A 13,600-nucleotide genomic window follows, 5' to 3' on the forward strand; every position below is an offset into this window, starting at 1 on the left:
AAGGCCCGGCCGCCCGTGGAGCGGCGCGTGCGGTCCCCACCACCCACCCGGGCCGGTCCCGAAGCCCTGCGGCTCGAGGGCGGCGCGGTTCCTCCGGCAGAGGTTCGGAGAGCTGCATCCGGTACGGACGACCCGGGCGGTGTCCGCCGGTGCCACCGGGCCCCGCGACATCATGGAGTCCCCTCTGCTCGAGCGGAGCCGAGAGCTCGGGGGAGCGTGCTCTCGGTGCGCCGGGGCGCGAGACCTCGTACCGGAGGTGCTCGGCCCCCCGCCCGGGGCATCGCGGGCACCCCCTAGGGCGGGGACGGCACACTGTCGGCCGGGGGGGCCGTGGCCGCGCGGGGGCGGGCGTCGAGGCCGCGCGGCAGCTCGGCGCGTCCGCGAACGTCGAGCTTGCGGTAGACGTTGGTCAGGTGCATCTCCACCGTCCGCGGGGTGATGAACAGCGCCTCCGCGATCTTCTTGTTGCTGTGGCCGCGCTGGGCCAGGGTGGCGATGCGGCGCTCGCTGGGGGTCAGGGAGTCCACGGGGGCGACGGCGAGGTGCGGCATGCGTCCGCCCGCGGTCACCAGCGTGTCGCGGGCGGTGGCGGTCAGCGCGTGGGCCCCGCAGCGGGTGGCGAGTGCGATGGCCCGGCGCAGGCGGCGCCGCGCGGCCCGGGCGTCGCCGAGGGCGAGCAGCTCCCGCCCCAACTGGTATTCGGCCCGGGCCAGTTCCAGCCGGGCCGGGGAGCCGGACAGGGTCTCCACGGCCTCGGCCAGCAGGTCCGTACGGGCCCGGCCGCCGACGACGGAGGCCGCCGCGACCAGGCCGAGCCCCAGGGCGCGCGGGGTGCCCCAGGCCCGGGTCCGGGCCACGGCGGTCTCCACGAGCCCGGCCGACTCGGCGCCCCGGCCCAGCCTGCCGAGGGTGGTGGCGGCCGACAGCCACCAGGGGGCGAGGACCGGGTTGACGATGCCCGCCTCCTCCTGGCTGCGCCCGCACCGCCGCCACAGCTCCAACGCCCCTTCGAGGTCACCGCGTTCCCGGTGGACCCGCCCCGAGACGTACAGGTAGAGGTGCCATTCCCACACGGTGCGGTCCAAGTGGCCCGCGGTGCGCGCGAGTCCGTCGAGGACAGCGCCGGCCCGGGCCGCTTCCCCCTGGGAGAGCAGCACGGAAGCCAGCGCGAGGTGGGCCAGCGGCGGGGCTCCGGCCGGGCCGCCGGCCTCGGTGGCGGCCCGGGCGTCCCGCGCGGCGGCGGGGACGTCGCCGATGCCGTGCAGGATCAGGGAGCGGCCGGCCAGCGCGGCGCGCCGGGGCCACAGCGGAGGGTGGTCCTGGGCCGGTGACAGCACCCGGTCCAGGGCGGCGAGGGCCTCGTCCACTCGGTCGGCGAGCGTGAGTACGGCGGAGGAGCAGAACACCCCCCAGTCGGCGGTGCCGGGCTCGTCGGCGCGCAGGGCCCGGCGGGCGAGGGCGGTGGCCCGGGCCGCGGATCCGCCGTCCAGGGCGGCGAAGGCGCTGAGGGCGGCGAGCAGGCGCCGGTCGGCCGGACCGTGCCCCGTCGGTACGGGCAGGGCGGTGGCCCGGGCGCCGGCGGCGGGCAGTGCCGTCCGGTCGTTGACGGCGCTGGCCAGCAGGGCGGATTCGACGGTCGTGCGCAGGTCCCGGCAGGCGGGGTCGGCTCCGGCGTCCGGGAGGCCGGACAGGCCGTCCAGGACCCGCTCCAGCAACCGCATGCCCTCGGAGGCCCGGCGGGTGCCGAGGGCCAACATGGCGTACTGCACGGCGACGGGGGCCTGCCGGCGCGGGTCGGGGGTGAGGTCCAGGGCCTGACGCAGGTGCCAGAGGGCGTGGGCCGGGGTGACGACGGTACGGCTGGCGGCGCGGGCGAGTTCCACGTGCAGGCCGCCGCGTTCGGCGTCCGTGAGGCCGCGGCCGGCCTCGCCGCGCAGCCAGCGGCCGGCCGCCCGGACGGTCGCCCGGGTGGGTGCCTCGGCGGCGGCGTCGCGCAGGACGGCGAACATCCACGGCTCGTCGGCCCGCTCCAGCGCGGCGAGTTGCTCGGCGACCTCCGGGGCCGGCCGTCCGGCGTCGCTGAGGACCCGGGCGGCGCGGATGCGCAGGTCCCGCAGGTCGGGCTCGGGCAGCGCGGCGAGGACCGCGCCGCGGACGACCTCGCGCATGGAGGGCGGGGAGCCCGGCAGGACGGCCCCGATCCGGCGCAGGCCATTCAGGGCGCAGGTGACGGCCCCGACGTCCAGGCCGCAGAGCGCGGCGATCAGGTCGGGGGCGGCCTGGCCGAGCACCGCGAGGGCGGTGGCCGCCTGCCGGGCCCGGCGGGGGCCCGCGGCCAGCAGTTCGGGGACCCGGGAGGCCGTCACGCCCCGGTGGACGGCGTCCAGCCGGTGCACCGCGTCCGCGCGGGGTGGGATGCCGAGCGTGCGCAGTGTGGTGAGAACCCGGTCGACCAGCAGCGGGTTTCCGCCGGTGAGTTCGGCGCAGCGCCGGACGAACCGCTGGTCCGGGGGGTGGCCGCAGATCCCGGTGGCCAGGCGAGCGATGCCGGCTTCGCTGAGGGGGGCGGGGTCGAGGAGGGTGCAGCGGCCCCGGGCGGCTATCTCCGCGAGCACGGGGGTTCCGGGGCCGGGGGCGTCGGTGCGCTGTGCGAGGACCAGGAGCAGGGGCCGGGCGGCGGCGTGGCGGAGGATGAACTCGATGCGGCGCAGGGAGGTTTCGTCGCACCATTGCGCGTCGTCGACCAGCAGGGCCAGGGGGCCGGCGGCGAGGAGCTCCAGGACGCGGCCGTGGAGCTCCTGGCGGTCGTGGTGGAGGTCGCGGGGGCCGGCCGGCGCCCCGGGCGGGGGCGGTAGCAGTACGTCCACGGTACGGGTGCGGGCGGGGCCCTCCGTCGTGCCGTCGGCCTGCCGTACGGCCCATCCCGCGGCGATCAGGCGTTGCCGGGCGAGTGCCAGCAGACGCGTCCTGCCGATTCCGGCGGGGCCCCGGACGAGGACGGCCCGGGCGCTGCCCGCGCGGGCGTCGGCGGCGTCGCGCAGCAGGATGTCGAGTTCGGGGGCGGGGACGTCCGGGGTCAGGCCCGGGCGCTGCGCCATTCCAGCGGTGAGCACCAACGCATTTCCCTCTTCCTTCGCGAAACCGCCTCCGGTCATCCGGCGGTACGACGCCGGAATGTCCCTGCGTGACCGCGATCGTAGGGGATGCGTTCCGAGAAGTTACGGGCGATCCACTCGATTTGCGCCAGAATGCACTGGACCTTGGCCGAGACGCATGCCACCGCGGGCCTCCCGCCCCGTGGGAAACCGCACGTATTTCGGCCTTTCCGTAAAGTCGAATTCCCCCATTCCCATGGAACGGCGGGCCCGGCACGGAACAGCGGCATCACGCGCAGCCGGTATCCGGCCATCAATTCTGGTTCTCCCGGCTGGGTTATCGTGCGGGGACAGCTGTTGGCCGGCGGTCCATCGGGGTGTTGCGTGCTGTCCCGCCTGGAGCCGTCCTGCCCGCCGCCGGGTTGGCCGCCCGCGCCCTGGCCGGGGCCGCGGCCCCGGCCGGCAGGGGGCACGCCGGACCTGTGACTGTTCCACGTGAGCTGTCCCCGGGTTTCGCAGAGTCCGGTGATCTTGTTTCAGGAGCCGGTCGTCGCGTTCGCCCCGGCCGGCCTCGGCCCGGCGGACCCAGCCGCGTAAGCCTGGCATCAGGGACTCCACGAAACGCAGTGCAGCTCACCACCTACTGCCGACGGATCTCTGACTCGGGTACGGCAAGAAGAACGACGGCAAGGCGAAGGAGTCCATCCAGGTCGTCGACGTCACCCGACTCCTCCTGGAATCGGTCAGGACCCCGGCCGGCCCCGCGGGCCGACCGCCGCACCGAACGCGCACCGGCGCCTCACCTCTGGCCCCCGCTCCACCCGGGAGCTAGCATCCATCCACGCAATCGTTTTCGAAAGGAGTAAGCCATGTGCGGACAGTGCCGTTCGTCCGCCACGGGTGTCGACTGGTTCGGCGCCGGGGTGGCGGACTCGCTGGCGGCCAGACGCCGCGCGCGGGCGGAGCTCGCCGCCGCAGCCACCGAGATGCTGGCCGGAACGGGCGTCAGGGTCACCGCGCCCCCCGGCAGCATGACCTTGAGCGTCCAGAACGGAACCGGCAGAACCCGGACGGTCACCCGCCTCGACGAGATCCTCGGTGCGGCCGAGGTGATGACCGGCCGCCGGATCGACCCGCTGGCACTCGCCGCCGCACGGAGTCGGCCCGCGCCCGACCCCGAAGCCTCATGATCGAGGTCACGCTCGTCTCCGGCTTCCTGGGCGCGGGCAAGACGACCTGGCTGGAGCAACGCCTGCGGGACAGCCCGGACGCCGCCGACGTGCTCATCGTCAACGACTTCGCCGAGGACGGGGTCGACACCCGCACGCTGCGCAACGCGGTGGGGGACGGGGCGGTGGACGTCGAGGAGATCGTCGGCGGATGCGTGTGCTGCGAGCGCCTGGACGACCTGCGGGGCGTCCTGCTGCGACTGGTGCGGCGGCGGCATCGAGAGGGCGGCGCGGCCCCTCTCCAAGTGATCGTCGAGACCTCCGGGCTCGCCCGCCCCGGCCGCCTCGCCGGGCTGCTGACCGACGACCCGGTCCTGCGGCTCAACACGACCCTGCGCACCCTCGTGGTCGTACTGGACAGCGTCGGCGGCGAACGGCTGCTGCGGCATCGCGCCGCCGCACGGACCCAGGTGGGCCTCGCCGACCGGGTGGTGCTCGCCCGGGCCGACCTGGTCGACGCCCCCCACGCGGCCGCGCTGGCCGGCATCGTCCGCGGGCTGAACGCGGCCTGCGCGATCGCGACCGCCGATCACGGCGTGGAGAGCCCCGTCGACGCCCCTCCTCCGGCCGAACGCGAGCACTTCGACGACGAGCCCGAGGGCGCGGCACCGGTGCGGTCCTGGGTGACGTCCCTGCGGCCGGGCACCTCCTGGGCCCAGTACGCACTGTGGCTGCACGCCATGAGCCGCGCGCACCCCGACGGGCTGCTGCGCACCAAGGGCGTCGTGCCCAGCCCTGACGGGCCCCTGCTGGTCCAGTCGATGGGACCCGACATCGCCCTGCCGGTACCCGCGCAGCCCGGCCAGGGGGAGTCGATGGTCTTCATCCTCGGCGGCCTGGACCCGCAGGACGTCGCCCGCTCGCTCGCGGCCTTCGTCCGCAGCTCGACGATCTGACCGTTCGGCGCCGACCGCAAAGGTTCTCGACCCTTGCGGCGTGGCGCGTTCCTCGTAGTTACCGAATCACAACCAGCAGCTCAGCCGGAGCCATTGACGTGCCTCCATGTCGCACATAATCTCAACGCAATCGTTTGCACAGCGCGAACGGGTTCCCATGTCGGACCCTTCGACCAGGTCAGAGGAGACAGAAGATGGCCAAGGACATCAAGGTCTGTATCGGTGCGGACATCGACGCCGTGGCCGGCTGGCTCGGCTCGTACGGTGGGGAGGACTCCCCCGCCGACATCCAGCGGGGCATGTTCGCCGGCGAGGTCGGCATCCCCCGTCTGCTGAAGCTCTACCGCAAGTACGGCCTGAAGACGACGTGGTTCGCCCCCGGCCACTCCATCGAGACCTTCCCGCACCGCATCGAGCAGATCGTCGCCGACGGCCACGAACTCGCGGCCCACGGCTACTCCCACGAGAACCCGATCCTCATGAGCCCGCAGCAGGAGGAGGACGTCCTCAACAAGTCGATCTCGCTGATCGAGAAGTTCTCGGGCCTGCGTCCGCGCGGCTACATCGCCCCCTGGTGCGAGCTGTCCACGGTCACCACCGACCTGCTGCTCAAGAACGGGTTCCGGTACGACCACAGCCAGGCGTTCCACGACTTCCAGCCGTTCTACGCCCGCACCGGCGACACCTGGACGAAGATCGACCTCAGCAAGCCCGCCGACCACTGGATGAAGCCGCTCGTCCGCGGCAAGGAGATCGACCTCGTCGAGATCAACTTCAACTGGTACGTGGACGACCTGCCGCCCATGATGTTCATCAAGGGCAGTCCCAACAGCCACGGCTTCGTCAACCCGCGTGACATCGAGGAGATGTGGCGCGATCAGTTCGACTGGGTCTACCGCGAGTACGACTACGCCATCTTCCCCATCACCATCCACCCCGACGTCTCCGGCCGTCCCCAGGTGCTGCTGATGCTGGAGCGGCTCATCGAGCACATCCAGGGCCACGAAGGCGTCACCTTCGACACGTTCGAGAACGTCGCGGAGGACTTCCGTGCCCGCTTCCCCTTCGCCGAGAACAGCCGCTATCCGTTCGACCGGGATCTGGACTGATCCTCGGCCCCCGTAGCCACGTCTGCCCCGGGCCTGGGCAGGCTTCGATCCACACCGCGAAGGATTTCACTGTGTCCAGTTCCCTCCCCCGCCTGCTCGTCGTCACTCTCGGCGGCACGATCGCGTCGGTTGCGGCCGCGGACGGAGTAGGAGCCGTGCCCCGGCTCGGCCCGGCCGAGCTCCTGGCGTCCGTGCCGGCCGCCGCGGGTCTCGCGGACATCTCGGTGAAGTCGTTCCGTCAGTACGCCTCGGGTGATCTCTCCCTCGACGACATCATCGAGCTGGCGGAACTGATCCGGGAACGGGCCGACGAACTCGACGGGTTCGTCGTCACCCAGGGAACGGACACCCTTGAGGAGACCTCCTACCTCCTGGAACTCCTTCTCGGTCCGATCGGCCGACCGGTCGTTCTCACCGGCGCCATGCGTAACCCGTCCCTGCCGGGAGCGGACGGCCCGGCCAACCTCCTCGCCGCGATCCGCGTGGCCGTTTCTCCGTCGGCGGCCGGCCTCGGCCCTGTCGTGGTCTTCGCGGACGAGGTCCACCTGCCGCGATTCGTACGCAAGGCCCACAGCTCCCATGTGGCTGCCTTCCGCTCGCCCCACGCCGGACCCATCGGCTGGGTGACGGAGGACCGCGTACGCATTCCCCTCGCGCCGAGCGGCTACCCCGCGCCGCTGCGGCCGGCCCGGTTCACCAGACCGCTCCCCACGGTAGGGATCACCAAGATCGGGCTGGGCTCCGCTCCACTCCGGCCCCACCACGTCGAGGGGCTGGACGGTCTGATCGTGGAAGTGTTCGGCGGGGGCCACGTCCCCAGCACCATCGTCGAGTCACTGGCCTCGGTCAACGAGAGCATCCCCGTGGTCATGGTGACCCGGACCGGTGGCGGCGAGCTGTACGAGTCCACCTACGCGTTCCCCGGTTCCGAACGTGACCTCCTCGACCGGGGACTGACCAGCGGCCGTGCCTTCGACGCGGCGAAGGCACGGCTGCTGCTCATCTGCCTCCTGGCGTCGGGCGCCCAGCGCCCGGACATCAAGGAGCGCTTCGACACGGCACTGTAGTTCCGGTCCGTCCGGCAGCGCCGTTCCCCCGGGGGAAACTCATCTGTCCCCATGCGCACCCACGGGTGCAGCAAGGAGCTGTGCCATGCCCACGCTCACCATGGCGGCGGAAGCCGAACGCATCAGATCCAGCGTGACGCTCACCGATGTACGCCGAGCCACCGTCATCTGCTTCCTGGCGTGGACGTTCGCCGTCTACGACTTCATCCTCTTCGCCAACCTCCTCCCCGTCATCAGCGGTGACCTGGACTGGGACAGCGCGAAGGCCACCGGCGTCAACACCTGGGTGACCGCGGGCACCGCTCTCGTCGCCTTCCTGGTCGGCCCCTTCGTGGACCGGTTCGGACGGCGGGCCGGCATCATCGGCTGTGTGGTCGGAGCGGCGGTCGCGTCCCTGCTCACCTGGCTGGGCGGCTACGCGGCCGGAGCGATCGGGCTGGCCGGCATCGTCCTGCTGATCGTCATCCGATCGCTGGCCGGTGTCGGCTACAGCGAACAGGCAGTCAACGCCACGTACTTGAACGAGATGTACGCCCACGTCTACACCGACGAGAAGTCCATGCGGCGCCGCGGTCTGCTCTACGCGTTCGTGCAGGGCGGCTGGCCCATCGGTGCCGTCATCGCGGCCATCTCCATCCAGATCCTCGAACCCATCGGCGGCTGGGAACTGTGCTTCGTGGTCGCCGTCTTCCCGGCCCTCCTCATACCGCTCGCGGCGCGCAGGCTCAAGGAGAGCCCCGTCTTCGAGGCCAAGCGCCGCATCGAGGAACTGCGTGCCCAGGGCCGTACGGCGGATGCCGCGGAACTCGCCCATCTCACCGGGCAGAAGGAGTCCGCTCCGCAGGCCGGCGTGCGTGCCCTGTTCCAGGGGGAGTCACGACGGGCCACACTGACCCTGTCCATCGCGTTCCTGCTCAACTGGGTGGGCATCCTGGCGTTCGCCTTCCAGGGCACGCTCATCCTGGTCAACGGCAAGGAGATCTCCTTCACCAGCGCCCTCCAGGTCCTCATCGTCTCCAATCTGGCGGGCTTCCTCGGCTACTTGTTCCACGGCTGGCTGGGCGACCGGATCAGCCGTCGCACCACCATCTCCTTCGGCTGGTTCGTCTCCTCCCTGTGCTTCGCAGTCATGGTCCTCGGACCGAACGGCAACTTCGGCCTGCTGGTCGCGGCCTACGCGGTGGGCACGTTCTTCCTGATCGGCCCGTACTCCGCCATGCTGTTCTTCAACAGCGAGTCCTTCCCCGTCGAAACCCGCGGTACCGCGAGCACGTTCATCAACGCTCTCGGCCAGGTGGGAGCCATCATCGGCGGAGCGCTCTTCACGGCGACCCTGTCGGCGGCGGGTTCGAGCGCCGCCGAACAGGCTGACGCCTGGATCCGGGCGGGGCTCATCTGGGGCTGCGTGCCGATCCTGCTGTCGGCCGTCGCCATCCTCTTCGCCCGTAACGTCAAGCCCCTCAGCGGCATGAGTGCTCACAGTCCCTCGTCCGCGCCGTCGGCGTCCACGGCCTGACGTCCGGGCCGCCACGAGCCGGCGGGCCGGTGTCCTCGCTTCCCCGGACAGCGAGGACACCGGCCCGCCCCGCACCCGCTCACCCCGCCCCCTTCAGTCTCCCGCTCTCCTTGAAGCCACCCGCTCGCTCTTCCGGAGGGCCCTGGACCTGGCCTGTGCAGCGACGCATACAATGGTGTCGCACAACAGCAGACGTGGAAAAGGCGGTGACGTGCCCCCCTCCGAGCCGGTGACGCTCTCGCAGATCGCCAAGCGAGCAGGAGTCCACGTGTCGACCGTGTCCCGCGCCCTCGCGCCGAAGTCGGCCGGGGTGAGCAACGACACGGTTCAGCGCGTTCGCGCCATCGCCGAGGAGATGGGCTACCGCCCGGATCCCGCCGCGGCGTCCCTTCGCACACGGCGCAGCGGTGTACTGGGGGTCATCATGCCCCGGCTGACCGACTACGTCCTCGCACGCATCTTCGAGGGTGCCGACGAGGCGGCTCACGGCATCGGCTACACGACGGTCGTGAGCAGTTCCAACGACGACGTCGAACTGCGCATGAAACGCCTCGACGGGCTGCTGACCAAGCGGGTCGAGGGCTTCATCGTGGGCGACGCCCGGCTGGACGGGGACGAGCTGGTCCAGTCACTCAAGCGCCAGAAAGTGCCGTACCTGCTGGTCAACCGTCGGCTGCGGGGCCATCCGTCGGTGAGCACGGACGACATCCGCGGCGGGCAGCTCGCCGGCCAGCATCTGCTGGACCTCGGGCACCGGTCCGTCGCGGTGATCGCGGGGCCGGACTACGCCAGTACCTGCGTGGAGCGGACCCACGGATTCGTGGAGCGCTTCCTCTCCGCAGGGGTGCCCGTTCCCGACACCTGCGTCCAGCCCTCGGCGTCGAACGCCGAAGGCGGTTACGAGGCGGCGAACCTGCTCCTGACCCGGCATCCCGAGCTGACGGGTCTGTTCGCCATCAACGACTTCGCCGCCGTGGGTGCCATGGGAGCCGCTCGGGAGCACGGCCGGGTCCCCGGACGCGACATCGCGATCATCGGCTACAACGACATCCCCATCGCGCAGTTCCTGCCCGTACCCCTGACGTCGGTGAAGTCGCGGATGAAGGACATGGGTGACATCGGCGCCCGTCTTCTGAGCGACGTCATCGCGGGCAAGGACATCGAGTCGGTCCTGCTGGAGCCGACCCTGAGTCCACGGGAGTCGACGCTCTCGGTGCACCTCGCCTGATCCCCTTTCTCCCCCGATCCGTTCCTGGCCGCGGCCCTGCCGGCCGCCGTGCGGCTCACGACGGGTGCAATCGTGGCCTGGCCACTTGCCCGCGTCTGTTCCCGCAGCGGACCCGCAGGAACAGGCCGGGTGGCGGGACCGGTCCCCGAGTGGTGGACAGAAGCGGGGTGCTGACCAGCTTCACGGTGCCCGTGCGCAGGTTGCGGGCGTAGAGCTCCAGATGTGTGTGTGGTTGTCGGGTGGCGCGCCGGGCGTGGACAGCGAGTGGAGGGCTGTCCGCCCTTCCGGGCTGATGACGGCGTCGAGGGGGGTGGCGGAGGTCGGTACGCCGGCCGGGCTGGTGGCGGCGATGCGGGCGGTGCCGGTCGTCAGGTCGCGGACGTGGTCTCCGGCGAGACGCAGCGGCCCGGGCGGAGGGGCGCCGGGACCTCGGACCTGAGGCTTCCGCCTGACCGCCGTGGGGCCCTCTTCGTGACTGGCCGCGCAGGCGGAACAGCCCCGCCGCCGCTCCGCCTGCGCGGAAGGAACGCTCCCGCGCGACGAGTTCAAACTCGGCAGGCCCCGCCTGCCCCGACGACGACGCCGGGGGCGGCGGGGGCGGTCCGCTGTGTCATGCGTTCACCCGTCGAGCCCGGTCATGCGCATCGTGATGTTGATCCGGCCGCCGCTGAGGCCGCACTCCGCGGGGGCGGTGTCCTGGTGCACCCTGGTCACACCGTGGTGGGCGAGGCGGGCGGGCCCACCGAAGACGAAGAGGTCACCGGAGGCCAGCAGCAGATCCGTATAGGGTTTCGTCCGGTTCTCGGTATTGCCGAAGCGGAACGTGCAGCTGTCGCCGATCGACAACGACACGACCGGTGCACGTGACTTCTCGTCCTTGTCCTGGTGCATCCCCAGACGGGCGCCGGCGCCGTAGTGGTTCACCAGCGCGGTGTCGGGTGTGTACGAGCCGGTTGTGGCCGTGTCGTGCCCGGTTGCCCGGAGGGCACGGCGTCCCAGCCGGATCATCCAGTCGGGGAACGGGAGGACACGGGCTCCGTTCACGTCGGTGGCCGCTCGCGTGTACCGGTACGGCTGCCAGTGCCAGCCCAGGCACACGGTGCGCACGGACATCCGGTGTCCCCGGACGGCCGCGGCACGCAGGGGGACCGGACCCCGTGCCCAGTCGTGGAACTGGGCGCTGATCCAGCGCTGCTGCTCCAGGGTCAGCCAGTCCGGCACGTGGACGGCGCCGGGCGTGACCTCTCTGGCGTCGCGGCCGAGTAGCCGCGGGGTGAACAGTGCTGTCACGGCCCCTCCTGGGTGTGTACGGGGTAGTGGAAGGCGTCGTCCTCGACGCGCCAGGTGGTGCCGTGGGCAGTGGTGCCGGCCAGGCCGTTCAGGTTGACCGGGCCGACGAGCGCGAGCGTGCGCGGATCGCCGATCGCGGCGGTCGCCAGGGTGCGCTCGGGGCGCCAGGGCGTCGACCACAGCAGCCGCCGGGTCATCTGCGCCCAGCCGGTCGCAGGTCCGGTCATCATCCACAGATCAGGGTCGGCGTCGGTGAACCGTGACGCGTGGCGCAGCCAGGAGGCCGCGGTCTCGGGCCAGGTGACCGTGGCGAGAGCGATGCCTCCCGCACGCTCCCAGGCCGACGCGATCAGCCGCGTGGTCTCCAGCGCGCGCGGGGTGCGGCCGGAGCCGATCGCGATGGTGCGGGCGCGGCGGGCGAGGGCCAGACGGACGAGGGCGGCGACCTCGGCGCGGGTGACCGCCGGGTCCGCGTCGTGGCGCGCCGGACTCTTCAGCAGGGGGCTGGTCAGGGGGTCCATGGCCGGCCTTCCTCCCGGGCGGTCCTCCACCGCCGGTAGCGGTCCTCGCAGCAGGCGCGGCACGGCCGGAACCCCGCGGCGACGGCGGTGGCCTCGTCGGCGAAGAAGACCCGGTGCCTCACGTAGCCGCCACGGGCGATGGCGTGCAGGGCGGCGGGGCAGTCGAGCCGCCCGTAGATCTTCGAGCCCCGGTGGCCGCCCCACCGGCCCCTGGAGGGAGACCGGTGGGACCGCCCGTCGGCCCCCAGCAGGGAGTACGTCCTGGCCGTGTCGTTCACGCGTTGCTCGTGTGCGTCGTTCACGCGGCGTCGTGGAAGACGAGGGCGAGGGTGGTGCGCTCGCCGGACCGGACGGCGGACACACCGTGACGGACCGGTGCGGCCGACCATCCCCGGGCGGACCTGACCGGACGGTCACGGGTGGTGAACAGGTATCCGTGACCGTGCGGCAGCAGGGTGGAGGTGCCCCGCGACTGGGCGCGCGGGCGCTGCTCCAGGAGCAGGAACTCGCCACCCGTGTGATCCACGCCGGGCTCGTTGAGGTTCACGACGACCTGCAGCGGGAACACGAGGTCCCCGTACAGGTCGCGGTGCAGGGCGTTCCAGTCCTTCGCCCGGTAGCGCAGCAGGATCGCCGTGGACTTCGTCTGCCCGGCGTCGTGGCACATCCGCAGCCATTCGTCGAGGGAGTCGGGCCAGGGAGCGGGCCGGCCGAGCTTGCCCCACCAGTCGCGGGCGATGGGGAGCAGCTTCGGGTACAGCGCCTGCTTGAGCCGTTCGACCGGTTCCGGGTACGGCGTGCCGAGGTAGCGGTACTGTCCCTCGCCGAAGCGGTGGCGGCCCATGTCGACAGTGCTGCGGAACAGGTCGTCCTGCTCGTACAGCTCCCTGGTCTCCGCGCATTCCTGCGGGGTCAGCAACTGCGGCAGCAGGGCGCCGCCGTACTCGTCCACCTCCGCGGTGATCGCCTTCCAGTCGCCGGACTGGACACGCCGGTGCCAGCGGTCCGTCTTCGCGCCGGTCGCTGTCGTGGTGTTCATACGGTGGCCTCCAGGTCCAGCAGTGTGGTCTTGGCGGCGAGTCCGCCGACGTAGCCGCCGAGGGTGCCGTCGGTGCGCAGCACGCGGTGGCAGGGGACGACGATCGGCAGCGGGTTGGTCGCGCAGGCGGTGCCCACCGCCCTCACCGCCTTGGGGTTGCCGACGAGCTCGGCCATGTCGCGGTAGCTGCGGGTCTGCCCGTACCCGATCTCGGGCAGGTGTGTCTGCACCAGGCGCCTGAACCCGTGCGACAGGGACAGGTCCAGCGGCACGTCGAAGATCCGGCGGCGGCGGGCGAAGTACTCGTCGATCTCGCGGGCCGCCTCGTCCAGCCGCTTGGGCGCGCGCAGAATCCGCGGGCTGAGCTTGTGGCCGAGGGCTTCCAGAACCCGGTCGTGGTCCTCACCGTCGTACGCCACGCGGACCAGCCCCTTCGGGGTGGCGGCGAGCAGCAGCCTGCCGACGGGCGAGTCGATGGTCGTGTAGGCGACATCGATCAGTTCGGCCTGCTCCGCGGCCTGCTCCAGACGGCGGTGGAGACGGCTGAGGGTACCGGCGTCCACAGGTGCCGACAGCAGGACGGCCGTGTCGTCATCGTTGCGCATGCCGC

At 72.0% G+C, this 13,600-nt stretch carries 12 protein-coding genes; 6 read left to right on the forward strand and 6 right to left on the reverse strand.

Annotated elements, in window-relative coordinates:
• Positions 1-293: 293 nt before the first annotated feature.
• A complete protein-coding gene (locus tag GTY84_RS34725; RefSeq protein ID WP_161228435.1) occupies positions 294-3,113 on the reverse strand; it encodes a LuxR family transcriptional regulator in 2,820 nt (939 codons plus the stop codon).
• Positions 3,114-3,964: 851 nt separating this feature from the next.
• On the opposite strand from GTY84_RS34725, the gene GTY84_RS23870 reads away from it, so the two are divergent.
• The 6 genes from GTY84_RS23870 (at position 3,965) to GTY84_RS23895 (ending at position 10,140) form a co-directional block, all read left to right on the forward strand.
• Entirely contained in the window at positions 3,965-4,285 is a 321-nt protein-coding gene (locus GTY84_RS23870) for a hypothetical protein (RefSeq protein ID WP_161228436.1), read from the forward strand.
• Entirely contained in the window at positions 4,282-5,220 is a 939-nt protein-coding gene (locus GTY84_RS23875) for a GTP-binding protein (RefSeq protein WP_161228437.1), read from the forward strand. The genes GTY84_RS23870 and GTY84_RS23875 overlap by 4 nt, the downstream gene beginning before the upstream one ends.
• 194 nt (positions 5,221-5,414) lie before the next feature.
• Positions 5,415-6,329 (forward strand): polysaccharide deacetylase, encoded by a 915-nt coding sequence (locus tag GTY84_RS23880; protein WP_161228438.1) that lies wholly within the window; start codon positions 5,415-5,417, stop codon positions 6,327-6,329.
• A 71-nt stretch (positions 6,330-6,400) separates the two neighbouring features.
• Entirely contained in the window at positions 6,401-7,396 is a 996-nt protein-coding gene (locus tag GTY84_RS23885) for an asparaginase (RefSeq protein WP_161228439.1), read from the forward strand.
• A gap of 85 nt (positions 7,397-7,481) precedes the next feature.
• On the forward strand, positions 7,482-8,912 hold the full coding sequence (locus tag GTY84_RS23890) for an MFS transporter (protein ID WP_161228440.1): 1,431 nt from the start codon (positions 7,482-7,484) through the stop codon (positions 8,910-8,912).
• Between the two features lie 211 nt (positions 8,913-9,123).
• A complete protein-coding gene (locus GTY84_RS23895) occupies positions 9,124-10,140 on the forward strand; it encodes a LacI family DNA-binding transcriptional regulator (RefSeq protein ID WP_202551662.1) in 1,017 nt (338 codons plus the stop codon).
• 618 nt (positions 10,141-10,758) lie between these two features.
• Here GTY84_RS23895 and GTY84_RS23900 read toward each other — a convergent pair.
• The 5 genes from GTY84_RS23900 to GTY84_RS23920 are packed head-to-tail and all read right to left on the reverse strand — an operon-like array spanning position 10,759 to position 13,595.
• Positions 10,759-11,430, reverse strand: a complete 672-nt coding sequence (locus GTY84_RS23900; RefSeq protein WP_161228442.1) for an alpha-ketoglutarate-dependent dioxygenase AlkB — start codon at positions 11,428-11,430, stop codon at positions 10,759-10,761.
• Entirely contained in the window at positions 11,427-11,951 is a 525-nt protein-coding gene (locus GTY84_RS23905) for a hypothetical protein (protein ID WP_161228443.1), read from the reverse strand. The genes GTY84_RS23900 and GTY84_RS23905 overlap by 4 nt, the downstream gene beginning before the upstream one ends.
• The gene (locus GTY84_RS23910) at positions 11,939-12,253 is read right to left on the reverse strand and encodes an Ada metal-binding domain-containing protein (protein WP_345943511.1); all 315 of its coding nucleotides are present in this window, start codon (positions 12,251-12,253) and stop codon (positions 11,939-11,941) included. Before GTY84_RS23910 ends, GTY84_RS23905 begins: the two co-directional genes overlap by 13 nt.
• Positions 12,250-12,990: a 2OG-Fe(II) oxygenase gene (locus tag GTY84_RS23915; RefSeq protein ID WP_161228445.1), complete on the reverse strand. Its 741-nt coding sequence runs from the start codon at positions 12,988-12,990 to the stop codon at positions 12,250-12,252. The genes GTY84_RS23910 and GTY84_RS23915 overlap by 4 nt, the downstream gene beginning before the upstream one ends.
• Positions 12,987-13,595: a methylated-DNA--[protein]-cysteine S-methyltransferase gene (locus GTY84_RS23920; RefSeq protein WP_161228518.1), complete on the reverse strand. Its 609-nt coding sequence runs from the start codon at positions 13,593-13,595 to the stop codon at positions 12,987-12,989. The genes GTY84_RS23915 and GTY84_RS23920 overlap by 4 nt, the downstream gene beginning before the upstream one ends.
• Positions 13,596-13,600: the final 5 nt, after the last annotated feature.

The sequence above is a fragment of the Streptomyces sp. SID8352 genome, from assembly GCF_009862265.1.
In the GTDB taxonomy this organism is placed as follows: Bacteria; Actinomycetota; Actinomycetes; order Streptomycetales; family Streptomycetaceae; genus Streptomyces.